Raw genomic sequence first — 25,436 nt, 5'->3', positions numbered from 1 at the left:
CGTGCGCTTCCGCCAAGCCACAGCCGGGACCAAGACATGAGCGACGTCGATACCCTGAAAGCCGAGATCAAGAAGCTGTCGACCCAGGCCACCCAGGCCAAGATGGATTTGCACGACCTGTCCGAGGAACTGCCCACCGATTGGCAGAAAATCCCCGAGGTGGCGCAGAAATGCTATGATCTGCATTCCCGTCTGGCCGCCGCGCGCGAGCAGTTGAAGGCGGCCGGTTAGAGAACCCTATTCTTCCCCTTCGCGCACCAGCCGGCGCAGGGCGTCGAGGTCGGTCAGCACCACTTCGCGGCCATGGCTTTCGACGCCCACCGCCTTGAGCCGGCCCAAGGCCCGCGACAGCGATTCCGGGGCGATGCCGATACGGCTGGCCAGCACCGCCTTGGTGATCGGCAAACGGACCTGGGTGCCGCCGCCTTCCGCGTCGCCTTCCTGTTTCCTGGCCAGCGCCAACAGGAACGACGCCAGACGTTGGCCCGGCGACTTGCTTTTCAACTCGGTGATCTCGTGGATCATGCGCATCTGCCAGCGCGACAGACCCGACATCAGGTGAAACGCCGTCTTGCGGTTTTCGCTCAGCCGCTTGAGAAACGGCCCCGCCGGCACGTGCACCAGCCGGGACCCCGCCAGAACCTCGCAATTAAGCGGAAACTTGCCCGACGAGAACATGGCGGCCTCGGCGAAGGTGGCGACGGCGTCGAACACCTCGATGATGGATTGGTCGCCGGTTTCCGTCAGCGCGAACAGGTTGACGCGGCCGGCCAGCACCACGAAGAAGCGGTCGGCGGTGTCGCCCTGGCTGAACAACAGGCCGGTTTCGCCATAGGACACCGCCTGGGCCTGTTCCAGCAGGGCGCAAAGGTCGGTTCTGTCCAGTGCCGCGAACAGCGGTGCCTGGGCGCAAAGTTCAAGATCCGCGGCGGGTAACCCGGCCATCTTCCTTACCCCATGTCGTCTTCGACGCAGAATTCGCGCAGCCGTTCGATGTCGGCGATGACCACGCTGTTGTCGGGCCGTGATTCGACCCCCAGTTTGCCGAGTTTGGCCAGCGCCCGCGACAGGCTTTCCGGCTTCATGCCCAATTCGTCGGCCACCAGCCGCTTGTCGTAAGGGAAGCGCAGGGTGACGCGGCCTTCCTCGGCTTCGGCCTGGGACAGCAGGAAGCTGCCCAGCCGCTGGGCGGTGGTCTTGAGCTTCAGTTCGGCGATCTGGCGCACCAGCATGCGCAGCCGGAACGACATGGTGGACAGCATGTGGGTGATGATGTCGAAGCGGGTTTCCAGCTTGTCCAGGAACGACGCCGCCGGCACCGCCAGGACGGTGGCGCCGGTCAGCACCCGCGCGCTCATCAGGAAGCGGCCATCGCCGAACATGGCGGCGTCGCCCAGCACGGTGCCCTTGCGCACCACCTCGACCACCGAACGACGGCCGCCGCTGTCCACGGACAATTCAACATGGCCGTCAAGGACCACGTAGAAGTCGGCCACAAGGTCGCCCTGGTCGTAAAGCGCGTGTTCGTGGGCAAGGGACATCAGGCGCGCGCCCTCGATCAGCGCACGGATGTCCGCTTCGAGCAGGCCCGAGAACAGCGGAGTGAATTGCAGTTGCAGCAGGACGCTCTTGTCCGGCGCGGTATCGGGCATAATAGGCTCCCTGGATGCCGGTTAGACCCTAGACCAATGTCCGGGCGTCGCCAAGAGGCTGATGCCCGCGCTCGGCGCTTGCTTTTCCATGCCGACGGACCAAGGATGCCGGCTTCCGCCGCCAAGGATGCCAGAACCGTGCCTCAGAAGAAACGCGACCTGCCTATCGGAGTGTTCGATTCCGGCGTGGGCGGGCTGACCGTGCTCAAGGCCCTGCGTGAGCGCCTGCCTCGCGAGTCGCTGGTCTATCTGGGGGACACGGCGCGTCTGCCCTATGGCACCAAGAGTGCCGAGGCGGTCAGCCATTACGCGGTTCAGGCCGCCCGCGCCCTGGTCGCCACCGGCATCAAGGCGCTGGTGGTGGCCGACAACACCTCGTCGGCCCATGCGCTGGAACCTTTGCGGGCCGCCTTCCCCGGCCTGCCGGTGATCGGGGTGGTGGAACCGGGCGCCACCGCCGCCGGCCACGCCAGCGCCGAAGGCCGCATCGCGGTCATCGCCACCGAAAGCACGGTCCAGGCCGGCACCTATCCCCGCGCCATCCTGCATTCGCGGCCCGGCGCGCGGGTGACGTCGCGGGCCTGTCCGTTGTTCGTGTCGATGGTCGAGGAAGGCATGGTCGACGACGCCATCGCCGAGATGATCGCCCGGCATTATCTGGCGCCGTTGTTCCTGGACCCGCCGCCCGACGGGCGCGCCGACTGCCTGTTGCTGGGCTGCACCCACTTCCCGGCGCTGGAACCGTTGTTGCGCCGGCTGCTGGGGCCCGAGGTGGCCATCGTCGATTCCGCCACGACCACCGCCAGCGCGGTCGAGGATCTGCTGTCCCACCGCCGTCTGGCGACCACGGCGACGGCGGGCGAGGTGCGTTACATGGTCACCGACGCTCCCGATCGCTTCGCCCGCGTGGCCGGGGTGTTCGTGCCCTGGGGCATCGCCGCCGCCCAGGTGGAGTTGGTGGACATCGGCTGAAGGCCGGCCCGGCCCGCTTCTTGCTTCCCTTGTCGAACGTCAAGGGAATCGACCACACCCGGTGTAGGGTTGGCGACAAAGCAGGGAGTTTGCCATGAACGACCGGACAACGGGCGCGACGGCCAAGGGCTTGACAGACAAGGATTCGACGGCGGAACGGCAACCGGGGCCGCCGGAATGGCTGGCGTTGGCGCTGGATATCGAACCGCTGGACGTGCGTCCGGCCCTGGCCACCGGCGAGGACCCTTTGGGGCTGATCATGGAAGCCGCCGACGGCATCGAATTCGGCGGTGCCCTGGTGATCGACGCTCCCTTCAACCCGTCGCCGCTGCGCCGCATCCTGGCGGCACGCGGTTTCTCTTCGTACGGGCGTAACCTGGGGCCGGGCCATTGGCGGGTGTTCTTCGTGCTGAACGGCGGCCAGGACTGGGAGCGCGACGCCGACGTCGAGGTCGGGCCGGAAGGAGCCATGACCTGGCGCGAAGACGACGGTTTGCATATCGACGTGCGCAAGCTCAAGCCGCCGCAGCCCATGCTGGCGGTGCTGCGCCTGCTTGACGCCGTCGCCGCGACCGAGACGGTGGTGGTGCATCACGAACGCGTGCCGCAATTCCTGTTCCCGGAATTGGCCGAGCGCGGCTGGCGGGTGGAACGCATGGCCGAGGAATTCGCCAATGTCCGCCTGTGGCTGATGCGCGAGGGCTGAGGCCATGGTTCCCGGCATGCTGATGATGGGGGCCAAGGACCGGTTGCTGCCGCCGTCGGTGCCCTTTCGTTTCTTCGCCTCGGCGGTGGTCCTGCATGTTGCCGGCTGGGGCGCGGTGCTGCTTGGCGCCGACACGCTGCCTGGGTTCCAGGGCGGGTTGGGGCCGGCTTTGGCCGGGCTGCACCTGATCACGCTGGGCGTTCTCGGCATGACCGCCATGGGGGCCGCCTTCCAGATGTTGCCGGTGGCGACCCGGCGCCAATTGGGGCCGCTGTGGGCGTGCCGGCTGACGTGGTGGCTTTATACGCCCGGTGTCGTGGTGCTGAGCCTGGGCATGGGAGCCGAACATGTGGGCGCCATGCATGCCGGCGGGTGGCTGACCGTGGCGGGGCTGTCGCTGTTCGGGGTGCTGGTGGGGCGCAACCTGCTCCAGGTATCCGACCTGCCCGGCGTTACGCGCCACGCCTGGATCGCCCTGGCGTCCCTGCTTGGTCTTGCCGTGCTTGGCCTGTTGCTGGTGTCGGATGTGGGCGTGGGGTTCCTGGACCGTCGCGGCGCCGTCGCCGCCGCCCATGCGGTGCTGGCCGGGTATGGCTTCATGGGCAATCTGGCCTTGGGCTTTTCCTACGTGCTGGTGCCGATGTTCGTGCTGTCCCAAGGGGTGCCCGACGCCGTCGGCCGGCAAAGCGCGACGTTGTCCGCCGTGGCGTTGGTTCTGGCGGTGGCGGGGCTGGTGCTGGGACAGGGCATGGTGGCCGTGGCTGGCGGCGTGGTCGGACTGGTCGCCATCGGATTGCATCTGCGCGCGCTTCTGGCGGTATTGGAAAGTCGCATGCGCAAACGCCTGGAGCCATTCTTTCGGCTGGTGCGGCTGGCGTGGATCTTGTTGCCGGTCAGCGTGGTTCTGGGAATGGCGGTGGCCGTGGGCGGCGCGCCCGAATTGTCGGCGCCGCTGTGGGGATGGCTTCTGGTGTTCGGCTGGCTGCTGACCTTCGTCACCGGCATCTTGCAGCGCATCATGCCGTTTCTGGCGTCCATGCATTCGGGCGGCGCCAGCGGCCGGCCGGTGCTGATGTCCAAATTGGTGGCGGAACGGCCGCTGGCCGTTCATGCCGTATGCCATGGCGCGGCGCTGGCGCTTGGCGTCGTTGGCCTGATGGCGGGATCTGTGCCGGTGATCCGGGCCGCTGCCGCCCTGGGACTGGTCGGGGCCTTGGCCTTCGCCCTTTCCGCCTTCCTAGTCCTGTCGCGCCTGATCGCCCAAGAGCGGGCGGCCCAACCTTCAAAAGCCTGAGGATTTCGCCAAATGTTGATGCAGACCCAGACCGGTTCCCTGTTGCACCAGGACCACATGGCCACCATCGAAAGCCTGCAAAACCTCGAGGAATTCCTGGGCCGCCAACGCGGAGCACCGGTCTTGGACGAGACGGTGAAGGCGTTCCTGGCGGCGCTTGGCGGCACCCTTCGTCAAGAAGTGGAAAAGCATTTCGGCTTCGAGGAAAACCACCTGTTCCCGGAATTCACCCGGCGCGGCGAAACCGGCATCGTCATGATGCTGACCATGGAACACCGCACCATCCTGCCGCTGGCGCTCAGGGTCGCCGATCTGGCCGACGCGGCGGTGGCGGCCGGCGCCTTCGGCGAACAGGACTGGCGGGATTTCAAGGATGCCGGCGTCGAGTTGGTCGAGCGCGAGATCTTTCACATCCAGAAAGAAGAGATGGGGCTTCTGGCCGCCATTTCGGCGCTGGTGGACGGCGACACCGACGTCCGTCTGGCGCAGGTCTACCGCGAGACGGTGGGGTGACATGAAAAAGGCCCCTGACGGGGCCTTCGCTCATTCCTCGACGATGTCGGCGGCGGGCAACACCGTGACGCCGGCGCCGTCGTCTTCCTCGATCAGGGCGATGTCGCCCTGGATGCGCTCTTCCGGCTTGGCCATGTGGTTGAAATAATGCCACAGGAAGGCGACGGCGATGGTCTGGTCGATCTGGTCGTCCTCGTCCATCTCGTCTTCGTCGAGGTCGGCGACGTCGCGCAGGATTTCCAGCGAGTCGTCGAACATCTCTTCGATGTCGGGCTTGTCCTCAAGCAGGTTCTTGATGATGTAGTCGTGTTCTGCTTCGTCCAGCTCGTATTTCCACTGGGCGCTTCCAGACTTGTAGTAGACGGTGATCATCGCGATACCTCGGTCAGGACGGTATGGGGCGCAGGGGCCCAAAAGACCCGCGGACCATGGGCGATAACGGGAAAAAAGGCAAGCGGCGGTTTGCGGCTTGGCGATAGCGTCCGCCTCGGCTATCAAGCGGGGGCGACAAGGAGTACGGGCATGTCCGACAAGAATACTTTCGTGCTGACCATCACCTGTCCCGACACGGTGGGCATCGTCGCCGCCGTGTCCGGTTTCCTGACCCAGCACGACTGCTTCATCACCGAGGCGGCGCAATACGGCGACCCGCTGTCGCGGCGTTTTTTCTGCCGCATCGTGTTCGCCGCCGGCGCGCTGACCCCGACCCGGACCGAGTTCGAAAAGATGTTCGCCATCGTCGCCGAACGCTTCCAGATGATCTGGACGTTGCACGACCTGACGAAAAAGCCGCGCGTGGTGATCCTGGTCTCGAAATTCGGCCATTGTCTGGTGGATTTGCTGCACCGTTATCACACCGGACAGCTCAACATCGAGATTCCGGCGGTGATCTCGAACCATCCCGAGATGCGTTCCATCGTCGAATGGCACGGCATCCCGTACCATTATTTCGCCGTGGACAAGCACGACAAGGCCGGCCAGGAAGCCCGCGTGATGGAGGTCATCGATCGTGTCGGCGCCGATTTGACTGTCCTTGCCCGCTATATGCAGATTTTGTCCTCGGACATGTGCACGCGCCTTCAGGGCCGCGCCATCAACATCCACCATTCCTTCCTGCCCAGCTTCAAGGGCGCCAAGCCTTATCACCAGGCGCATACCCGCGGCGTCAAGATCATCGGCGCCACCGCCCATTACGTCACCCCGGACCTGGACGAAGGCCCGATCATCGAACAATCGGTGGAGCGTGTGGATCACACCCACACCCCTGACGATCTGGTGGGTATCGGCCGCGACATCGAGAATTTGGTGTTGGGCCGTGCGGTGCGCTGGCATGTGGAACACCGGGTTTTGCTGAACGGTTCGAAAACCGTAGTGTTCAAATAAGACGGTTCTGATAAAGTCCGGCTATGTCGCGAGCTTTACGCATGGGAGCGCCGCTGCTGGCCCTGGTCGCCATGACCGTGCCGGCCGCCGCCGAAGAAGAAACGAACGCCGACTGGTTGGGCGTGGTCGGTGATTTCGTCATGGCCGGCCTGGGCCCGGCCCGCACCGTCGAAGACATTCGCCGCCAGGAAGAGCGGGCGCGCGAAGCCTATTTGCGGGACTTGTCCGAACGCGAGAACGCGACCGAGGCCAGTGCGGCCCCTTCCCGTGACGAGGCCGAGATCGAGGTCAAGGGCGTGGCCGAGGATGAAGCCGACACGGATGCCGATGTCGCCGTCGCGCCGGTTCCCGACATTACGTCGGATGTCCCGGCCCCCGTCACCGTTGCCGTCACGGCTGCCGCTGGCCCGGTTCCGGTCGCGCCCGAGGCGGTTGCCCACTCCCTGTCCAAGCCGGTGCAGCAAGCCGGTGCTCCGGCGCCGGAAGCGGTTGCCAAGCCGGTGGTTCCGGTTGCCGTCCGTGTGGTGCCGCCGCCCGAACCGCTGGTCAGCCGGATTGCCGCCACCGCCACCGTGGACCAGGCCATCCGGCTGGGCGGTTCGTCCGACACCTATGATCGCCGTTTCGGCTCCTTGGGTCCGAACTGATCCCCGTTTCACGACGGATCAGCGGAATTCCACGCTGTCCAGGGCACGGCGGATTTTTGCCTCTCCCCATTTGACCGGGGCGCCCGGCGCTTGGTCGACAGCGGCGACGCCGGTTCCCTGGCCGGCGTCCAGATCGACGTGGCCGGCGTTGTTGGTCACCGTCACCGCGCCCTCCAGAACCAGCACATCCAACGGATTGCCCAAGGGGCCGCCCCAGAACCGGGTGCCGCGCACGCCGATCACCGCCACCGGTGTCGCCACCGACAACGGTCGCCCCGGCAGCTTGGCGACGGCACCGCTGGTGATCAGGAAGGCGCCGTCGGTCACCTTCAGACGAGCTTCGCCGCTGTTGGCGGCCGGGTCGTAAAGATAACGCTCCACTTTCAGGCGGGCATGTTCGCCTAAGACCAGCCGGCCGCCATCCACGAAGGCGATTTCCAGGCGGGAGTTGTCGCCGGTGGTCAGCTCGGCTCCACTTTCGAAGGCGGTGCCCGATGCCAACGCCACCCCGTCCGCGCGGGCGTCGCCGGCCACGCGCTGCACCGTCCCCACCGGTTCGGCCAGGACCGCCCATGGCCAGGCAAACAACACCGCGATCAGCCATTTTCCGAAACGCATGCTGTGCCTCCCTTTGGCTTGCGTTAGATTGGCTGCGGAATGTCATGGCCTGTCAAGGAGAAGGTAATGCGGGCGTGGGTGGTGCTGGCCGGGCTGAACGGGGTGGTGGCGGTGGGGATGGGGGCCTATGCCGCCCATGGACTGGGGGCCGACCCCTATCTTCAAAGCCTGGGCGAGCGTGCCTCGCAATATCAGTTGCTGCATGCGCTGGCGCTGTTGGCCGCCGACCGGCTGGCGGTAGACGGACGGCGTCTGGCCCATGGCGCGGCGGCGCTGTTCCTGGCCGGGTTGGTTTTGTTCTGTGGCTCGCTGTATTGGCGGGCGCTGACCGGGGGGCAATTGCCGGTCCCGATGGTGACGCCGGCTGGCGGCGTGTCCTTCATGGCGGGCTGGCTGGTGCTGGCGGTGTCCGGGGCGTTTGCGGCTCGGCGGCGTTCCTAAAGAGGCACCTTGGTTTGACTTGTGTTCGCAAATTGCCCATGATGTCGCTGTCTTGATGCGCCGTATCCTGTGGGGGAAATAGACGGGGTAGGGGTGTTTTCTTGTCGATTTCAGGGGATGTCATGCCGAAAACCGTACTGATCGTCGAAGACAACGACCTGAATATGAAGTTGTTCAACGATCTGCTTCAGGCCAACGGTTACAACACCTTGCAGACCAAGGACGGGCGCGAGGCGTTGGACATTGCCCGCGCGCATCGTCCTGACTTGATCTTGATGGATATTCAGTTGCCGGAGATTTCGGGCCTTGAGATCACCAAGATGCTCAAGGACGATGCCGAGTTGAAGGTCATTCCGGTGATCGCCGTCACCGCCTTCGCCATGAAGGGGGACGAGGAAAAGATTCGGGAAGGCGGTTGCGAAGGCTATATCGCCAAGCCGATCTCGGTCGCCGGCTTTCTTCAGACCGTCGCCAAGTTCCTGAACTGAGGCACCATTCCATACGAAACGTGAAAAGGCCCCATTCGGGGCCTTTCTTCTGTCGCGAGTGCCGTGCGCAAAAGCGAACGCCCGCCCAGGCATGGCCCGGGCGGGCGCGAAGCGTCATCGAAGGTCCGAAGGAGCCTTACTTGATCTTGGCTTCGTTGAACTCGACGTGCTTGCGCACGACGGGGTCATACTTGCGGAACTTCAGCTTCTCGGTGGTCTTGCGGGGGTTCTTCTTCGCCACGTAGAAGTAGCCCGTACCCGCGGAGCTAAGCAGCTTGATGAGGATGGTGGCAGGCTTGGCCATGACGAAAATCCCGAAATCGTTGGTTCTGGTACGAAACGTAGGGGGCGAAAAATACTGATCTGGCGCCAGGAGTCAAGGGGTTCTTACGGCTTGCCTTAGAACAGTTCGACGCCGCCCTCCGTGGCGTGGGGTTTCAGCTCTCCGGCGGCGACCAGATCGTCGTACCAGCAGACCCGGTTGCGGCCGTGCCGCTTGGCCCAATACAGCGCCTCGTCGGCCTGGCCGACCACGGTGGCGGGGATGTCATCTGGGTCGATGCGCACGAAGCCGACCGAGGCCGTGACCTGTCCCACCTGGGGAAAATGGAAGCTCTCGACGGTTTCGCGCAGGCGTTCGAAGGCCTGGCGTGCGCGTTCGGCTTCGGTGGGGGCCAGGACCACCACGAATTCCTCGCCGCCGAAACGGAACAACAGGTCCTCGGTGCGGAACACCTTGCGCATCAGGGCGGCGAACAGCAACAGCACCTCGTCGCCGAAGGCATGACCATAGGTGTCGTTGATACGCTTGAAATGGTCGATGTCGACGATGCCCAGCCAATGATGGTCGTCGTCGTCGTGGTGACGGCGGTCGTCGTCCCAGGTCCGGGCCGCGCGGGTCTGGGCGATGGCGCGGCTGATGTTGTCGTCGAAGGTCTTGCGGTTCTTGAGGCCGGTCAGGGTGTCGCGTTCGGAATCCTTGAGCACCGCCAGGAAGTTGCGGTAGACCGCCAGGAACCCCCGGATCAGCGTTTCCGAACCGGCCATGCCGTCCGAGCTTTCCACCACCAGGAAGGCCACCACCTCGTCGCCGTCCAGCACCGGCAGGCAGCAATGTTCGCCCCCTTCCACGGATGGTTCGCGGATTTCCGAGGCGGTGGTCAGGCTGCGAGCCATCAGCGGATGGTCGTCCAAGGGGCGGCACAACGGGTCGGCGTCCTTGCCCGTGCCCAATTCGGCGCGGGCCAGGATCTCGATGACCGTGCCGTTGCTGCGGCGCAGGGGACGGGCGATGGTGGCGGCGCGGATGCCGCTCAGTTCGGCCAGGGTCGAAACCAGACACTGTTCCAGGTTCTCACGGCTGCGCTGCTCGGTGATGCGGACCACCGATTGCAGGACGCTTTCCAGTGTGACGTGGTTTTCTGACATCCGCCCGCTTTCGCACGGCTTGGCGCCGTTCCCCCAGACCCGTGGCGGTCAGCACGCGGGCGGCGCGGACTCTGCCTCAAATCCTGTGGAGGCGTCAACTGCAAGTGGGGGAAAGACCCTAACGGGAATGCTGTCCCGTGCTTTGGAGGGGATCCCGCAGTTCGGCAGCCGCCGGTGTTTCGGCCGGTGCCGACAGCGCCAGCGCCCGCATGTGGAGTTCGGGTTGAAGCAACAGCCGCTCGGCCAGATCGGTTTCCAGGCGGGCGTCACCATGGGCGGCGCCCGGACAGGTGTCACGCAATTGCCGGCGCAGGCCGGTTTCGTCAAGCCGGGTGTGGCGCCACAGGCCGAGGTTGACGGTGGTCGCGGTCGGCGCCGTCTCTTGCGCCAGTCCGGCGGTCAATCCGTCCACGGTGGCGGCCGTGTCGGCGGTGCACAATGTCGGCAGCACGCCCAGCCCATGCAGGGCGTAGCCCGACGGTGTGTGGAAGCGGGACCAGGTCAGGGTCATCTCGCCATCGTTGGGCAGCCGGATCACCGTCTGGACGGTGCCTTTGCCGTAGGAGTTGGTGCCGATCACCACGGCGCGGCCGGAATCCTGAAGGGCGGCGGCGACGATTTCGGCGGCCGAGGCCGACTTGCTGTCCACCAGCACGGCAAGTGGCAGGGTCTCGCCGATGTCGCCGTCATGGGCGTCATAGGACTGGCTGGCCAGCGGCGAGCGGCCTCGGGTCGAGACGATGGTGCCGTCGCGCATGAAAAGGTCGGAAACGCCGACCGCCTGATCCAACAGGCCGCCGGGATTGCCGCGCATGTCCAAGATGGCGCCGGCCAGGTTGCCGCCGTTCAGGTCGCGCAGGTGCTCCAGGCTTTGGCGCAGGCTTTGGGTGGTGCGCTGGTTGAAGCTGGAAATCTGGATTTCGGCGATGCCGTTCCTGAGATGGGCGCTGACGGTGGGGGGGACGATCAATCCGCGCCTGAGGTTGACCTCGATGGGCTTGAAACCACGGCGCACGGTCATCGCCAGGCTGGACGACACCGGCCCGCGCAGGCGCTTGGAAATCTCGTCCTTGCTGAGTTGGGACAGCGATTCACCCTCGATGTGGGTGATGATGTCGCCGGCCTGAAGACCGGCCTCGGCCGCCGGGGTGTCCTCCATGACTTCGCTGATGCGCGATTCGCCGTCGGTCAGGTCGAACTTGATGCCGATGCCGCCAAAACCGTTGCGGCTGGCGCGGTGTTCGCGCGCCTCCTTGGCGCCGGCATAGCGCGAGAACAGGTCCATTTTGGAAAGCGTGGCGTCGAACACCGCCTGGTACACGGCTTCGACGTCGGCTTCGCGCATGCGGGCCGACAACCCTCGCGCTTCCAACGCGACCGTGACGGTCAGGCGGGACCAGCCGCGCACGTCGTCGGCCTCGGGCGCGGGATATTCGGCGGCCAGATGATCCGACGCGCTCAGCAATATCTTGCCGTCCAGGCGGGACACGACGATTTCCGGGTCGATGGCGGCCAGTCCCCGCATGCCCTCCAGCGCCACGTCGGCGGCGGTGGCGCGTTCGAGGTGGCGTTCGACGATCGAGGTGTAGGCGTAATGGATGGTCCGCTCGGCCTCGCCGGTGTCGTAGGGGGCCTCGGGCATGGCATGCAGCTTCTGGCTGACCGGGGCGCACGAGCCGGCGATCAACAACGAGGCGGCAACAATCCAGCGAGCGGTGGCGTTACGTTTCAAATCGGGCACCCGGAACGCGGTTCCGACGCGGCACGTGGGGCGAAATGCTCCGACGAAGGCCGGAAAACCGTCATTTTTCTTAGCCCCTTGCTGATGAAAAGTAAATTAAAAGCAAGGAAAACAATGCCTGTTAATAGGAAAAGCTCACCAGGAACAGGTATGGGAGCGGTTCCTATTAACAGGATGTTAATATTGGGGCGGGGTCCTATCTGCGGCCGCGTTTGAATGCCGCCTTGGCGCCTTTCCTTTCCGGTTTGGCCAGGCGGGACCGCGTTCGTGGCGGCCGCCGGTCGCCATCGGACGTGGTCGGTTCCGTCTCGGCCAGCCGGAACAGCATGGAACCGGTCAAGGTGTTGGCTTCATGCAGCACCACGTCGAGCGTCTGGCCCAGTTGGAACTGGCGGCGCGTGCGGCGCCCGACCAAGGCATGATGCGTTTCGTCGTGGTCGTAGAAATCCTCGGGCAGGGTGCTGACCGGGACCAGACCGTCGGCGCCGGTTTCCAGCAAGGTGACGAACAGGCCGAAACGGGTGACGCCCGACACCTTGGCGACGAAGCCGGCGCCCACGCGGTCGGCCAGGAAGGCGGTGACGTAGCGGTCGACCGCTTCGCGCTCGGCGGTGGCGGCACGGCGTTCGGTGGTCGAAATGTGCTCGCCCCATTCGACGAACTCGGCCAGGCAATCGGGGGGTAGGCCGCCATCGCCCAGCTTGAGGCCCGACACCAGCGCGCGATGCACCAGCAAGTCGGCATAGCGGCGGATGGGCGAGGTGAAGTGGGCGTAGCGCGCCAGGTTCAGGCCGAAATGGCCGATGTTTTCCGGGCTGTAGCAAGCCTGGGCCTGACTGCGCAACACCACTTCGTTGACCAGGGTCTCGTTGGCGGTTCCCTTGACCTTTTCCAGGATCTGGTTGAACTGGCCGGGCCGCAACGCCTGACCTTTCGGCAGGCTGAGGTCCATGGACGACAGGAATTCGCGCAGGCCGTCGAGCTTTTCCACGCTGGGCTGGTCATGGACGCGGTACATGCAAGGCTTTCTCACCCGCTCCAGTTCCTCGGCGGCGCAGACGTTGGCCTGGATCATGAAGTCCTCGACCAGACGATGGCTGTCGAAGCGCGGGCGCGGCTTGATGCCCAGCACCACCCCTTCGGGGCTGATGTCCACCTTGCGTTCGGGGATGTCGAGCTCGAGCACGCCGCGCCGTTCGCGCGCCGCGAACAGGGCCTTCCACGCGCCATAGAGCGGCTTGATCACCGGCTCCAGCAACGGCCCGGTCAACTCGTCCGGGCGTCCGTCCTGGGCGTCCTGCACCTGGGTATAGGTCAGCCGTGCCGCCGAGCGCATCATGGCGCGCACGAATTTGTGCTTGGTCTTGTTACCGTCCTTGTCCAGCCAGAAATGCACGGCGAGACAGCCGCGGTCCTCGTTTGGGCGTAAGCTGCACCAGCCGTTGGAAAGCTGTTCCGGCAGCATGGGCACCACCCGGTCGGGGAAATAGACCGAGTTGCCGCGCTTGTACGCTTCCTTGTCCAGGGCGTCGCCGGGGCGCACGTACCACGACACGTCGGCGATGGCGACGATGCAATGCCAGCCGCCGTCTTCCTGTTGCTGGGCCCACACCGCGTCGTCGAAGTCGCGCGCGTCCTCGCCGTCGATGGTGACCAGGGGCACCGGGCGCAGGTCCAGGCGGTGGTCCATGGATGCCGGCCCCGCCGCCTCGGCCTGGGCCAGCACGCCGTCGGGAAAGACGAAGGGAATGTCATTGGCATGGATGGCGACCAAGGACACCGATTTGGGGGCGCCCATGCGGCCCAGCCGTTCCTTGACCGCCACCTGGCGCAGACCGTAGACGCGGCCGGGCAGCAGGTCGCACATCACCAGTTCGCCGGCTTCGGCGCCGCCGGTTTCGCCGCGCGGCACGTTGTATTCGGCCTTTTCCTTGCGCGAGGTCGGCCTGATCCGGCCGGAACCGTCGGGCATGGGCTCGAACACCCCCAGCACGCGGGCTCGGGCCTCGCCCACCAGACGGATGGCGCGCCCTTCGTACAGGTCGTCCTTGATGCGGCGCAGCTTGCTCAGCACGCGGTCGCCGACGCCCGCCACCACGTCGCCCTTGCGCCAGGGCGCCATGACCACGCGCGGCGGCCGGCCTTCGCCTTCCCACCCGACCGGGCGGCCGATCAGTTCACCGTCGGTGTCGGTACCGACCATCTCAACCACCGCCACCTCGGGCAAGGCGCCGGGGCGGGCGAAGCGGCGATGCTGGCCGCGTTCGATGGAGCCCGTGCCCTCCAATTCCTTGAGGATGGCCTTGAGGCCGATCTTGTCGGCGCCCTTGAGGTTGAAGGCGCGGGCCACCTCGCGCTTGCCGACGCGGCCGGTCTGCGAGCGGATGAAGTCCAGCACCTCCTGTTTGGAGGGCATGGGGGTGATCTTGGGGCGTTTGGGCTTGGTCATGTTCTCAGCCTATCCCCAGGGGCTTGGCGCCACAAGGGCGTGCACGGTGAAGGTTTTGACAGGACGGAAACACAGGCCCATGCTGGGCGCGCCGCCACCGGAGACCCGTCATGGCAAAGTCGAAGCCGAAGAAGCCCGCGCCGCCGAAGAAACAGTCCCCCATGGACAAGATGATCGCCGAATGCGTCAAGAAGGCGCAGGCGCGCAAGAAGTCCGGCCAGACCGACCGCGAATGGCGCGAGCAATACGCCAAGACCCTGAAGGTCGAGGACGAGGCCGCGCCGCTGTCGGAAACGCCGTTCGACGGTACCACCACCCGCAAGAAGACGGCGGAGTAAGCTTCAGCTTTCGATGCCGTTTTCCGCCAGTTGCGCCCGCGCGGCCGCCAGTTCGTCGCCCATCGAGCGCATGGTGCCGATCAACGACTGAATCAAGGTGGCAAGCCCCGGCGCCGCGCTGTCCATCATGTCGCGGACGCGGGCTTTCGACAGCACCAGGACGGTGGTGTCCTCGCTGGCCTCGGCGGCGGCCATGCGCGGGCCGTCGTCCAACAGCGCCAGTTCGCCGAACACCTGGAACGGCTTGCACACGCCCAAGGTGACGCGGCGGCCATGCACGGTCTTGAAGATGCGGACCGAGCCTTTCTGCACCAGATACGCCTCGGACCCGCTGTCGCCTTCGCGGAAGATCACGCTGCCCTTGGTGAAGGTGCGCCGTTCGGGATTGCCGCTCATGTTCTTGGATCCCCTGTGATAGTCCTGGCGACCACAGCTTAGCGCACCCTCGCACTTTGTCCATCGGCCGCCGTCGGGTGACGTTGTCACTCACACGTATTCAGTGTAGTCTCTTGATAAATAATCCGAAGGGAGGCAGCGATGGCCAAAGCGCGGCGGATCGCCCTGGCACTTCAGGGCGGCGGCGCCCACGGCGCCTTCACCTGGGGGGTGCTGGAAGGGCTGTTGGATCATGTGGCGTCGGGGGGCATCGAACTGGCGGCGGCCAGCGGCGCCTCGGCGGGAGCGCTGAACGCCACCGCGCTGGCCTATGGGCTGCGCCAGGGAACGGCATTGCCGGGACCGGCGGCAGCCCGTTCCAAGCGCATGGCCGAAGCGGCGCGGAGCAAGCTTCAGGAATTGTGGGAAAACGTCGCCCGCGCCGCGTTCTGGGGCGGCAATCCGTTCGTTGCCGCCATCGGCCTGTCGCCGGGCTGGAACATCGATGACAGCCCGGCGGCGCGCTGGGCCGACATGGCCGTCGCCGGCGGCGTTTCCGATGCCGGCATCGGCACCTATCTGAACACCGTGCTGAGCCAGGTTTTGCCCGAGCTTCCGGCCATCCTGGCGATGCCCGAGCCGGGGGTGCCGTCGGTCCTGGTGGCCGCCACCGACATCGAGGAATGCCGGCGCCAACTGTTCGTGGACGGTGCCGTGTCGCCCGAGGCGCTCAAGGCCTCGGTTTGTCTGCCCAACACCTTCCAGCCGGTGACCATCGCCGGCGGCACCTATTGGGATGGCGGTTACATGGGCAACCCGCCGCTGACGCCGCTGGTGGATTGTCTGCGCGGCGGCGATTGCGACGACATCGTGCTGGTGACGGTGACGCCGCTGCACCGCGAGGGGGTGCCGCGAGGGGCGCGTCAGGTCATGGACCGGCTGTCCGAGATTACCTTCTCGGCCAGTCTGGTGCACGAGGTCAACGCCATCGAGACCATCAACCGCCTGATCGACGCGGACCAGATCAGGCCCGAGGCGGGATACCGCCGTGTCAACCTGCATCGCATCCACGCCGACGAGGAGATGACCAAACTGGGCGTCTATTCCAAGGATGCGCCATCATGGGATTTCCTCAGGCATCTGCGCGAAGTGGGGCAAGAGGCGTTCAAGCGTCTGTGGCCCGAGGTCGAGGCGGCGTTGGGCAAGACCTCGTCCTGGGATACCCGGGCCTTGTGCGATCAGATGATCGCGAGACAGGGACTGCGCTGAGGCTCGGGGACGGATGCGGGTCACTTCTGTCCGAGAGATGACGTTGCCGTTGTCCCGGTACGGTGACGTTCCGGCATCTTCCGGCGGCTTGACGACCAGCGTGGTGGCGGTGGTCACCGACGTCATGCGGGGCGGGCGGCCGGTGGTCGGCTATGGTTACGGCTCGGTGGGGCGCTATGCCCAGGGCGGGCTGATCCGCGAACGTTTCGCCCCGCGTCTGTTGGCGATGCCTGATCTGCGTGCCGAGGATGGCGGCCTGGACCCGTTCCGTGCCTGGGACGCGATGATGGCCGGCGAGAAAACCGGCGGGCATGGCGAGCGGTGCGTGGCGGTGGGGACCTTGGACATGGCGCTGTGGGACGCCGCAGCCAAGATCGCCCAAGAGCCGCTTCACCGCCTGCTGTCCCGGCGGCTGGGGCGTGACGGGAGCGCGACGGTGGCGGTCTATGCCGGTGGCGGTTATCCCTATTCCCATGACGACCTGTGCCGTCTGCGCGATGAAATTCGCCGATTCCGCGACGCCGGGTTCCTTCGAGCGAAGATCAAGTTGGGCGGCGTCGGCGGAATGGCCGGGGATCTGCGGCGGGTCGAGGTCGCCTCGGGTGAGATGGGAGGGGCGGGCTTGCTGGCGGTGGACGCCATGAACGCCTTCGGGCCGGAAACGGCGGAGGCGGCGGCCCAGGCTTTGGCTCCCTTGGGTCTGTGGTGGTTCGAGGACATTTGCGATCCCTTGGATTTCGATACCCATCGACGGGCCATCACCGCCTATGGCGGTGCCGTGGCGGCCGGTGAGGCGCTGTTCCATGTCACCGAGGCGCGTCTGTTGGCGGAGCATGGTGGCCTGCGGAGCGATCGTGATGTCCTGGTCTTCGATCCGGTTCATTGCTACGGCTTTCCGGGCTATCTGCGGATCGTAGCCGATCTGACGGCTCGGGGTTGGCCTCGGCGGGCATTCTGGCCCCATGGCGGCCATCGCTTCGCGGTCCACGTTGCCTCGGCCCTTGGTCTGGGGGGCGTCGAGGTGACTCCCGAGGCCTTTGCGCCGTTCCGGGGTCTGGGTGGTTGCGAGATGGTTGAGGGTGCCGTGGTGGTGCCGGAAACGGACGGGATCGGTTTCGAGGCCGACAAGGCAATTCGGTCGCTGTTGTCCGACCTGTCTGCCTGATCCTTTCCCGGCGCACTTGACGCCTTGCGTGCAATCACCCACCCTGCCCGCCATGGATGAGCCGACACGCAAGATTTCACCCACCGAGAGACTGGACCGTCTGCGTCTGATCCGCAGCGAGAACGTCGGGCCGCGGACTTTCCGCCGGTTGCTGGAACGCTTCGGCACGGCGGCGGCGGCGTTGGCGGCGTTGCCGGAACTGGCGGCGCGTGGTGGCGGCAAACGCCCGATCAAGGTCTGCGCAAGAGGGGTGGCCGAGGCTGAGCTGGCCGCCGCCGAGCGGTTGGACGCGGTGGCGCTGTGCTGGGGCGAGTCGGCTTATCCCGCCTTTTTGGCCGCTACCGACGACGCGCCGCCGGTGCTTTATGCGCGGGGCAACGTGTCGATGCTGACCAAGCCCATGGTGGCCATGGTCGGTGCCCGCAACGCCTCGATCAACGGCCGCAATCTGGCTCGGCGGCTGGCCGCCGATCTGGGGCGGGCGGGCATGGTGGTGGCGTCGGGGCTGGCGCGTGGCATCGACACCGCCGCGCATGAAGGATCGCTGGCATCGGGGACCGTGGCGGTGCTGGCCGGCGGCGTCGATGTGGTTTACCCGCCCGAGAACCAAAAGCTTTACGACGACGTTCTCGCCATGGGCTGCGCCGTCGCCGAGATGCCGCCGGGAACCCAGCCCCAGGCCAGCCATTTCCCCCGCCGCAACCGGATCATTTCAGGCCTCAGCCTGGGAGTGGTGGTGCTGGAGGCCAGCCTGAAGTCGGGCTCGCTGATCACCGCCCGCATGGCCGCCGACCAGGGGCGCGAGGTGTTCGCCGTGCCCGGTCATCCCGCCGATCCGCGAGCCGCCGGCCCCAACGACCTGATCCGTCACGGCGCCACCCTGACGGAACGCGCCGACGATGTTCTGGCGGTGCTGGGCGACCTGTTGCGACGGCCGCTGGCCGAAGGCAGCGGCGATGGTTTCGATGGTGCCGCACCGGCCTTGCCGTCCGATTCCGAACTGTCGGCGGCGCGGTCGCGGGTGGTGGAAAGCCTCGGCCCTGCGCCTGTGACGGTTGACTCCGTCATCCGCGAATGCCAATTGTCTGCTTCCGTGGTGTCCCTGGTCCTGCTCGAGCTCGAGTTGGCCGGCCGCCTGGAACGTCATCCCGGCAATCAGGTTTCCTTGCTGACGTTCCTGTAGGCTTCGGGTCCCACACCCTGGTTTCCTCGTACCCGTCAGGTTCGGATGAAGGTCGTCGTCGTCGAGTCTCCCGCCAAGGCCAAGACCATCAACAAATACCTGGGATCGGATTTCCAGGTCATCGCGTCTTACGGCCATATTCGCGACCTGCCGGCCAAGGACGGCAGCGTCAAGCCCGACGAGGGCTTCGCCATGGACTGGGAGGCGGACGCCAAATCCGAGCGCCAGATCCGGGAAATCGCCAGTGCTGTCAAGAAGGCCGACAAACTGTTCCTCGCCACCGACCCGGATCGCGAGGGAGAGGCTATTTCCTGGCACGTCAAGAAGGTGCTCGAGGAACGCGGCGCGCTCAAGGGCAAGGACGTCAAGCGCGTGGTGTTCAACGAGATCACCAAGAGCGCGGTCACCGAGGCCATGCGCAATCCGCGGGACATCCACCAGGATCTGGTGGACGCCTATCTGGCACGCCGCGCGCTTGACTATCTGGTGGGGTTCACCTTGTCGCCGGTGCTGTGGCGCAAGCTGCCGGGGGCCAAGTCGGCCGGTCGCGTGCAATCGGTGGCGCTACGGCTGATCTGCGAGCGCGAAACCGAGATCGAGGAATTCAAGAGCCGGGAATATTGGACTGTCGCCACCGACTTCCTGACCCCGCGCGGCCAGATGATCACCGCGGCGCTGACCCATATGGGCGGCAAGAAGCTCGACAAGTTCGACATTCCCGACGAGGCCGAGGCCATGGCCGCCAAGGCGGCGATCGAGGCGCGGCGCTTCCATGTGGGCAGCGTCGAACGCAAGAAGGCGCGGCGTAACCCCTATGCCCCTTTCACCACCTCGACCTTGCAACAGGAAGCCAGCCGCAAGCTGCATATGTCGGCCAAGCAGACCATGCAATTGGCCCAACGCCTGTACGAAGGCGTCGACATCGGCGGCGAGACGGTGGGTCTGATCACCTACATGCGTACCGACGGCGTGCAGATGGCCGCCGAGGCCATTGCCGCCGCCCGCGATCTGATCGGCAAGGATTTCGGCAAGGGGTACGTTCCCGACGCGCCGCGTCTTTACAAGACCAAGGCCAAGAACGCCCAGGAAGCGCACGAGTGCATCCGCCCCACCGACATGTTCCGCCGCCCCGATCAGGTGGCGCGCTATCTGGACCGCGACCAACTGCGCCTTTACGAGCTGATCTGGAAGCGCACGGTGGCCAGCCAGATGGCGGCGGCCGAACTGGATCAGGTGGCGGTGGACATCACCTCCGATGACCGCGCCGTCACCTTGCGCGCCACCGGTTCGGTGGTGGTGTTCGACGGTTTCCTCAAGGTCTATCGTGAAGACCGCGACGACGCGCCGGCGCACGGTGCCGCCGACGACGAGGCCGAGCGGCTGTTGCCCGACGTGGCCGAAGGTGACGACATGGCCCGCCAGGGCGTGCGTCCCGAACAGCATTTCACCCAGCCGCCGCCGCGTTATTCCGAAGCCAGTCTGGTCAAGCGCATGGAAGAACTGGGCATTGGCCGGCCATCCACCTATGCCTCGATCCTGTCGGTGTTGCAGGAACGCAATTACGTGCGTCTCGACCAACGCCGCTTCATTCCCGAAGACCGTGGCCGTCTGGTCACGGCGTTTCTCGAGCAGTTCTTCGGACGCTACGTCGAATACAATTTCACCGCCGACCTGGAAAACCAGCTCGACGACATTTCGGGCGGGCGCATCGACTGGCGCAAGGTGCTCGAGGATTTCTGGAAGGCGTTCTCGGCCTCGGTCGAGGGCACCAAGGAATTGCGCATCTCGGACGTGATCGAGGCGTTGGATGCCGAGCTGGGCGCCCACTTCTTTCCCGACGACGGTTCCGGGCACGATCCCCGGCTGTGCCCCACCTGCAATGCCGGCCGGCTGTCGCTGAAGCTGGGCAAGTTCGGCGCCTTCATCGGCTGTTCCAACTATCCCGAATGCCGCTTCACCCGGCCCTTGGGCATGGCCGGCGAAGGTGGCGACGCGCCGGCGGACGGCGCCGAGGGCCCCAAGGAATTGGGTGCTCATCCCACTGGCGGCGAGATGGTGACCCTGCGCAAGGGGCCCTATGGCTGGTACGTACAACTGGGCGAGGGAGCCAAGCCCAAGCGGGTATCGCTGTATAAGGGGCTTGCCCCGGCCGACGTCACGCTGGAGATCGCCGTCAAGCTGCTGGAATTGCCGCGCGAGGTGGGAATCCACCCGGAAACCCAAAAGAAGATCGAGGCCGGTGTCGGCCGTTTCGGTCCCTACCTCAAGCATGACGGCGGTTTCAAGTCGTTGGGCAAGGATGACGACGTGCTCAGCATCGGCATGAACCGTGCGGTCGAGCTGTTGGCCCAGGCTCGCGTCAAGAAAGGCGCCGAGCCCTTGCGCACCCTGGGCGAGCGCGCGGGAAAGCCGGTAACCGTGCACGAGGGGCGTTATGGCCCCTATGTGTCGTCGGACGGCATCCACGCCACCCTGCCCAAGGATGCCGACCCCAATACGGTGACGCTGGAAGAGGCGATCAGTCTGATCGACGCCAAGGCGGCCAAGGCCCCGGCCAAGCCGGCGCGCAAGGCAGCGGCCAAGAAGGCTCCGGCGAAGAAAGCCCCGGCCAAGAAGGCGGAAGGCGAAACACCCAAGAAGCCGGCCACCAAGAAAGCCCCGGCCAAGAAAACCGCAGCGAAGAAGCCCGCGGCAAAAAAGGCGGCGGTGGACTGATCCGCCGTCAGCCTTTCTGCGGAAAAGGGAAAATCAGGCGCTGCGGGCTCGGCTGGGCGGCGGCAACGGTGCGCAGACCGGTGCCGGCGCGCAAGGCGTGGTGCGGAACGACGGGGCCGGACTGCCCAGCGAGCGGCCGATGGTGCGTGACAACGTGGTCAGCCGTTCCAGTTCGGCGAACGGCACCATCACCGGGTCGATTTCCAGTCGGCGGGCGGTGTTGAGCAGGTCTTCCACCGGAGGGCTGAAACTTTCCGAGGCGGTGCCGCGCATACGGCGAAGCATGTCTTCCGCGACCGCGCTGAGTTTGCCGGTGTAAGGCGCCAGCGTTGCCGGATCCGTGGTGACGCCGTCGCGGATGGTGGCGTGGATGTGTGTCACCAGCCAATCGATCTGCACCGCGTAGCGTTCGATCTTGATGCGGTTCATGGTGATGGCGGTTTCCGCCACGCTACGGTTCAGCCGGGTTCCGTCCAGGTTGGTGGCCTCGGCCCGGAATTTCAGCGGGTTGGGAACCTCCACCATGGGGGCGGAATGGGTTTCGAAGGCGCGCGCCTTGGTGCGGCGATCGGGGCCGGTATAGTCGTGGGTCACCACGAACGGCTTGCGCGAACGGATCAGCTTTTCGATGCGCAAGATCAACTGGTCAGGCTGGATCGGGGTCAGCAGCAAGTCGTCGGCCCCGGAATCGATGACTTTCTTCACGTAATCGGGTTCGGCGTTGGCCAGCAGCGCGATGACCACCAGGAAGGGATTGGGGCCCAGGCGCTGGTTGCGCATCTCCGACACCAGAAAGCCGGTATCGTTGCCTTCCAACTCGCTCGAGGAGATCAGCAGGTCGATTGCATCTTGTTCGATCAAATCGTGAAGTTTAATAAAACTTCCGGTTTCTGTTATATTCCTGAAGCCAATAGAAAACAGCGCACCACGCAATCCTGTGCGCACCATCGGGCTTTGGTCGGCAATAAGCAGACGAACATTTTCGAAGGACTGCGCCAAGGTTCCGCCGTTTCTCTCTATCGAAGCGCGTATCTATCAAACCAATACCGTTGGCGAGGATTATCCCTACCTAGGTTGGATGGCATCATAGGGCCTCTTGGGCGCCCGGTCATCAAGGGAATCCTCTAGGGGCACATGCGGCTGCCGCTTGCGGGGGGCAAAAGGCCGCCCTATAGTTCGGCCACCATGATCGAACCGCGCTTCACGCACCGCCATCTCCTCGGCATCCAGGGTTTGGGGCCGCTGGAGATTACCACCATCCTGGATCTGGCCGACGGCTACGTCGCCCAGAACCGTTCCGACGACAAGCGCAAGAACCTGTTGCTCGGCCGTACGGTCGTCAACCTGTTCTTCGAGAACTCGACACGCACCCGCACCAGTTTCGAACTGGCGGGAAAGCGGCTGGGGGCCGACGTCATCAACATGCAGACCTCGGCCAGTTCGGTGGCCAAGGGCGAGACGTTGATCGACACCGCCATGACGTTGAACGCCATGCACCTTGATGTGCTGGTGGTGCGTCATCCCGATTCGGGCGCGGTCAAGTTGTTGTCGGAAAAGGTCAACTGCGCCGTCATCAACGGCGGCGACGGCAGCCATGAACACCCGACCCAGGCGTTGCTGGACGCGCTGACCATCCGCCGCCGCAAGGGGCGGATCGAAGGCTTGACGGTGGCCATCTGCGGCGACGTGCTGCATTCGCGGGTGGCGCGTTCCAACATCCACCTGTTGAACGCCATGGGCGCGCGGGTGCGGCTGATCGGCCCGCGGACGCTGATGCCGTCCGAGGTGACGCGGCTGGGGGTCGAGGTGTTCCACGACATGCGCAAGGGATTGGATGACGTCGATGTGGTGATGATGCTGCGCATCCAGAACGAACGCATGAACGGCCGGTTCATTCCGTCGATCCGTGAGTATTTCCATTTCTTCGGCCTGGATCGCGACAAGCTGTCGCGGGCCAAGCCCGACGCGGTGATCATGCATCCCGGTCCCATGAACCGGGGCGTCGAGATCGATTCCGACGTGGCCGACGACGTCGAACGCTCCCTGATCCGCGAACAGGTGGAAATGGGCGTGGCGGTACGCATGGCCTGTCTCGACCTGTTGACCCGCAACCTCGCCAACAGGGGCGTTCAGTGATGCCGAATCGTACCCAATCCGGCTTGGTGGCCTATACCAACGCCCGTCTGCTTGATCCCGCCACCGGTCTTGACGCCAAGGGCGCACTGCTGACCAAGGGCGAAGTGATCGCCGATTTCGGACCCGGCCTGTTTCAGGGCGGCGTGCCCGACGGCATCGAGGTGATCGATTGCGGCGGGCTGTGTCTGGCCCCTGGTCTGGTGGACATGCGCGTGCAATTGCGCGAACCGGGCGAGGAACACAAGGAAACCTTGAAATCGGCGGGTGAGGCGGCGGTGGCCGGCGGCGTCACCTCGATGGTGTGCCTGCCCAACACCGACCCGGTCATCGACGAAGTGGCGACGGTGGAGTTCGTGGCCCGTCGTGCCCGTAAGAACGGCTTGGCAAAGGTCTATCCCTACGCTGCCGCCACCAAGCGGCTGGAGGGCAGGGAACTGGCCGAGATGGGCTTCCTGCTCGAAGCCGGGGCGTTGGCCTTCACCGATGGCACCAAGGCCATCGCCGACGCCCAGGTCATGCGCCGGGCGCTGTCCTATGCCGCCACCTTCGGCGCGCTGATCGTTCAGCACCCGGAAGAGCCGAGCTTGGCGACCGGGGTCATGAACGCCGGCGAGATCGCCACCCGCATGGGCCTTTCGGGCATTCCCGAGCAGGCCGAGGTCATCATGCTGGAGCGCGACATGCGTCTGGTGGAGATGACCGGCGGGCGTTATCACGCCAGCCACGTCAGCACCAAGGCGGGGATCGAGGTCATCGCCAAGGCCAAGGCGCGCGGGTTGTCGGTCACCTGCGACACGGCGCCGCCCTATTTCGCGCTGAGCGAACTGGCGGTGGGCGACTATCGCACATTCGCCAAGCTGTCGCCGCCGTTGCGGACCGACGCCAACCGTCAGGCGGTGGTGCAGGCGTTGAAGGATGGGGTGATCGACGCCGTCGCCTCGGACCACGCGCCCCAGGACGCCGATTCCAAGCGTCAGACCTTCGCCTTGGCCGAATTCGGCGGCGTCGGCCTGGAAACGCTTTTGCCGGTGACGCTGGAACTGGTGCACAACGGTCATTTGTCGCTGTTGCAGGCGTTGAAGCTGCTGACGTCGGGACCGGCCGAGGTGCTGGGGCTGGCCGCAGGGCGTCTCAAGGTTGGCGCGGCGGCCGATCTGGTGCTGTTCGATCCCGAACGGCCCTGGCTGGTCGATCCCGCCCTGTTCCATTCCAAGTCCAAGAACTCGCCGTTCGACGGCCGGCCCGTCCAGGGTATGGTCGTGCGAACCGTGGTCGACGGCCGGACGGTGTTCGTGAAATGAGTCTTGATCTGGCGTTTGCCGCGATTGGCGGTTATTTGCTCGGTTCCATTCCTTTTGGATTGGTGTTGACCCGTCTGGCCGGATTGGGCGACATCCGCCAGATCGGCTCGGGCAACATCGGTGCCACAAACGTACTACGGACCGGCCGCAAGGGCTTGGCGCTGGCGACACTGCTGCTGGATGGCGGCAAGGGGGCCATCGCCGTCGGCCTTGCCTGGGCGCTGTTGGGCGGTGGCAATGCGCCGCTGGTTGCCGGCTTCGCCGCCGTGCTGGGGCACAATTTCCCGGTGTGGCTGAAGTTCAAGGGAGGCAAGGGGGTCGCCACTACCTTCGGAACGTTGATCGCCGCCGCCTGGCCGGTGGGGCTGGCGGCCTGTCTGACCTGGCTGGTGGTGGCTTTCCTGTTCCGCATTTCCTCGCTGTCGGCCCTGGTGGCGCTGGCGGCGTCGCCGGTTTACGCTTGGTTCCTGGCCGGGCCGCAGGCGGCGGTCATGGCCGCCGGTTTGGCTGTGTTGGGTTTCGTGCGCCACCACACCAACATCGTTCGTCTGCTCAAGGGCGAGGAGCCGCGGATCGGCGCCAAGAAATAGCTGTCGAAAACCGGGGGGGCGCAAACTAAGGA

The 25,436-nt window shown here is 65.5% G+C and carries 27 protein-coding genes; 17 read left to right on the top strand and 10 right to left on the bottom strand.

Features of this window, described 5'->3' with window-relative positions:
• Positions 1-36 precede the first annotated feature (36 nt).
• Positions 37-231 (top strand): CCE_0567 family metalloprotein, encoded by a 195-nt coding sequence (locus G4223_RS14625; protein ID WP_163681291.1) that lies wholly within the window; start codon positions 37-39, stop codon positions 229-231.
• A gap of 6 nt (positions 232-237) precedes the next feature.
• On the opposite strand, the gene G4223_RS14620 is transcribed toward G4223_RS14625, so the two are convergent.
• Complete coding sequence (locus G4223_RS14620; RefSeq protein ID WP_163681290.1) at positions 238-945, bottom strand: Crp/Fnr family transcriptional regulator; 708 nt, start codon at positions 943-945, stop codon at positions 238-240.
• Positions 946-950: 5 nt separating this feature from the next.
• Positions 951-1,652: a Crp/Fnr family transcriptional regulator gene (locus G4223_RS14615; protein WP_163681289.1), complete on the bottom strand. Its 702-nt coding sequence runs from the start codon at positions 1,650-1,652 to the stop codon at positions 951-953.
• A gap of 138 nt (positions 1,653-1,790) precedes the next feature.
• On the opposite strand from G4223_RS14615, the gene murI reads away from it, so the two are divergent.
• The 4 genes from murI to G4223_RS14595 all read left to right on the top strand — a co-directional run bounded on the left by murI (position 1,791) and on the right by G4223_RS14595 (position 5,137).
• Complete coding sequence (gene murI, locus G4223_RS14610; RefSeq protein WP_338086882.1) at positions 1,791-2,624, top strand: glutamate racemase; 834 nt, start codon at positions 1,791-1,793, stop codon at positions 2,622-2,624.
• Between the two features lie 94 nt (positions 2,625-2,718).
• Positions 2,719-3,330 carry a DUF2249 domain-containing protein gene (locus G4223_RS14605; RefSeq protein WP_163681285.1) on the top strand — a complete coding sequence of 204 codons (612 nt, stop codon included), beginning with the start codon at positions 2,719-2,721 and terminating at the stop codon, positions 3,328-3,330.
• A gap of 4 nt (positions 3,331-3,334) precedes the next feature.
• A complete protein-coding gene (locus tag G4223_RS14600) occupies positions 3,335-4,624 on the top strand; it encodes a hypothetical protein (RefSeq protein ID WP_163681283.1) in 1,290 nt (429 codons plus the stop codon).
• A gap of 12 nt (positions 4,625-4,636) precedes the next feature.
• Entirely contained in the window at positions 4,637-5,137 is a 501-nt protein-coding gene (locus G4223_RS14595) for a hemerythrin domain-containing protein (RefSeq protein WP_241004126.1), read from the top strand.
• Between the two features lie 30 nt (positions 5,138-5,167).
• Here the strand turns inward: G4223_RS14595 and G4223_RS14590 are convergent, their stop codons facing one another.
• Positions 5,168-5,509 (bottom strand): hypothetical protein, encoded by a 342-nt coding sequence (locus G4223_RS14590; protein WP_163681281.1) that lies wholly within the window; start codon positions 5,507-5,509, stop codon positions 5,168-5,170.
• A gap of 150 nt (positions 5,510-5,659) precedes the next feature.
• Here G4223_RS14590 and purU point away from each other — a divergent pair, with 150 nt between their 5' ends.
• Together purU and G4223_RS14580 are read left to right on the top strand one after the other, a co-directional pair.
• Complete coding sequence (purU, locus tag G4223_RS14585; RefSeq protein WP_163681279.1) at positions 5,660-6,520, top strand: formyltetrahydrofolate deformylase; 861 nt, start codon at positions 5,660-5,662, stop codon at positions 6,518-6,520.
• 41 nt (positions 6,521-6,561) lie between these two features.
• Positions 6,562-7,167, top strand: coding sequence for a hypothetical protein (locus G4223_RS14580; RefSeq protein ID WP_163681277.1), 606 nt, complete (start codon positions 6,562-6,564; stop codon positions 7,165-7,167).
• Positions 7,168-7,185: 18 nt separating this feature from the next.
• Here the strand turns inward: G4223_RS14580 and G4223_RS14575 are convergent, their stop codons facing one another.
• A complete protein-coding gene (locus G4223_RS14575) occupies positions 7,186-7,785 on the bottom strand; it encodes a FecR family protein (RefSeq protein ID WP_163681275.1) in 600 nt (199 codons plus the stop codon).
• A gap of 66 nt (positions 7,786-7,851) precedes the next feature.
• Between G4223_RS14575 and G4223_RS14570 the strand changes: the two genes are divergently transcribed.
• Together G4223_RS14570 and G4223_RS14565 are read left to right on the top strand one after the other, a co-directional pair.
• Positions 7,852-8,226, top strand: coding sequence for a DUF423 domain-containing protein (locus tag G4223_RS14570; protein WP_241004125.1), 375 nt, complete (start codon positions 7,852-7,854; stop codon positions 8,224-8,226).
• A 122-nt stretch (positions 8,227-8,348) separates the two neighbouring features.
• Positions 8,349-8,714 carry a response regulator gene (locus G4223_RS14565; protein WP_163681271.1) on the top strand — a complete coding sequence of 122 codons (366 nt, stop codon included), beginning with the start codon at positions 8,349-8,351 and terminating at the stop codon, positions 8,712-8,714.
• A gap of 136 nt (positions 8,715-8,850) precedes the next feature.
• On the opposite strand, the gene rpmG is transcribed toward G4223_RS14565, so the two are convergent.
• From rpmG to rnr, 4 genes are all read right to left on the bottom strand, one after another.
• Positions 8,851-9,018 carry a 50S ribosomal protein L33 gene (rpmG, locus tag G4223_RS14560; RefSeq protein WP_068499100.1) on the bottom strand — a complete coding sequence of 56 codons (168 nt, stop codon included), beginning with the start codon at positions 9,016-9,018 and terminating at the stop codon, positions 8,851-8,853.
• Between the two features lie 95 nt (positions 9,019-9,113).
• A complete protein-coding gene (locus tag G4223_RS14555) occupies positions 9,114-10,142 on the bottom strand; it encodes a GGDEF domain-containing protein (RefSeq protein WP_163681269.1) in 1,029 nt (342 codons plus the stop codon).
• 118 nt (positions 10,143-10,260) lie between these two features.
• The gene (locus tag G4223_RS14550) at positions 10,261-11,883 is read right to left on the bottom strand and encodes a S41 family peptidase (protein WP_163681243.1); all 1,623 of its coding nucleotides are present in this window, start codon (positions 11,881-11,883) and stop codon (positions 10,261-10,263) included.
• Positions 11,884-12,079: 196 nt separating this feature from the next.
• Positions 12,080-14,332, bottom strand: a complete 2,253-nt coding sequence (gene rnr, locus G4223_RS14545) for a ribonuclease R (RefSeq protein ID WP_163681239.1) — start codon at positions 14,330-14,332, stop codon at positions 12,080-12,082.
• 110 nt (positions 14,333-14,442) lie between these two features.
• Here rnr and G4223_RS14540 point away from each other — a divergent pair, with 110 nt between their 5' ends.
• Complete coding sequence (locus G4223_RS14540; protein ID WP_163681237.1) at positions 14,443-14,670, top strand: hypothetical protein; 228 nt, start codon at positions 14,443-14,445, stop codon at positions 14,668-14,670.
• A gap of 3 nt (positions 14,671-14,673) precedes the next feature.
• Here G4223_RS14540 and G4223_RS14535 read toward each other — a convergent pair whose 3' ends face one another.
• A complete protein-coding gene (locus G4223_RS14535) occupies positions 14,674-15,066 on the bottom strand; it encodes a Crp/Fnr family transcriptional regulator (protein WP_163681233.1) in 393 nt (130 codons plus the stop codon).
• A gap of 141 nt (positions 15,067-15,207) precedes the next feature.
• On the opposite strand from G4223_RS14535, the gene G4223_RS14530 reads away from it, so the two are divergent.
• The 4 genes from G4223_RS14530 to topA are packed head-to-tail and all read left to right on the top strand — an operon-like array spanning position 15,208 to position 21,377.
• Positions 15,208-16,314 (top strand): patatin-like phospholipase family protein, encoded by a 1,107-nt coding sequence (locus G4223_RS14530; RefSeq protein WP_163681230.1) that lies wholly within the window; start codon positions 15,208-15,210, stop codon positions 16,312-16,314.
• Positions 16,315-16,327: 13 nt separating this feature from the next.
• On the top strand, positions 16,328-17,479 hold the full coding sequence (locus tag G4223_RS14525; protein ID WP_163681227.1) for an enolase C-terminal domain-like protein: 1,152 nt from the start codon (positions 16,328-16,330) through the stop codon (positions 17,477-17,479).
• 52 nt (positions 17,480-17,531) lie between these two features.
• On the top strand, positions 17,532-18,662 hold the full coding sequence (gene dprA, locus G4223_RS14520; protein WP_163681422.1) for a DNA-processing protein DprA: 1,131 nt from the start codon (positions 17,532-17,534) through the stop codon (positions 18,660-18,662).
• A gap of 45 nt (positions 18,663-18,707) precedes the next feature.
• On the top strand, positions 18,708-21,377 hold the full coding sequence (gene topA / locus G4223_RS14515; protein WP_163681224.1) for a type I DNA topoisomerase: 2,670 nt from the start codon (positions 18,708-18,710) through the stop codon (positions 21,375-21,377).
• A gap of 33 nt (positions 21,378-21,410) precedes the next feature.
• Here the strand turns inward: topA and G4223_RS14510 are convergent, their stop codons facing one another.
• Complete coding sequence (locus tag G4223_RS14510; RefSeq protein WP_163681221.1) at positions 21,411-22,376, bottom strand: response regulator; 966 nt, start codon at positions 22,374-22,376, stop codon at positions 21,411-21,413.
• A gap of 186 nt (positions 22,377-22,562) precedes the next feature.
• Here G4223_RS14510 and G4223_RS14505 point away from each other — a divergent pair, with 186 nt between their 5' ends.
• From G4223_RS14505 to plsY, 3 genes are read left to right on the top strand one after another with little or no spacing between them, the layout of a single operon-like run.
• Positions 22,563-23,513 carry an aspartate carbamoyltransferase catalytic subunit gene (locus G4223_RS14505; protein WP_241004144.1) on the top strand — a complete coding sequence of 317 codons (951 nt, stop codon included), beginning with the start codon at positions 22,563-22,565 and terminating at the stop codon, positions 23,511-23,513.
• Positions 23,513-24,814: a dihydroorotase gene (gene pyrC / locus G4223_RS14500; RefSeq protein ID WP_163681215.1), complete on the top strand. Its 1,302-nt coding sequence runs from the start codon at positions 23,513-23,515 to the stop codon at positions 24,812-24,814. Before G4223_RS14505 ends, pyrC begins: the two co-directional genes overlap by 1 nt.
• Positions 24,811-25,404 (top strand): glycerol-3-phosphate 1-O-acyltransferase PlsY, encoded by a 594-nt coding sequence (plsY, locus tag G4223_RS14495; RefSeq protein WP_163681212.1) that lies wholly within the window; start codon positions 24,811-24,813, stop codon positions 25,402-25,404. The genes pyrC and plsY overlap by 4 nt, the downstream gene beginning before the upstream one ends.
• Positions 25,405-25,436 lie beyond the last annotated feature (32 nt).

It is taken from the genome of Magnetospirillum aberrantis SpK (assembly GCF_011022235.1).
GTDB lineage: Bacteria > Pseudomonadota > Alphaproteobacteria > Rhodospirillales > Magnetospirillaceae > Magnetospirillum > Magnetospirillum aberrantis.
This window is presented reverse-complemented; position numbering and strand designations above follow the sequence as displayed.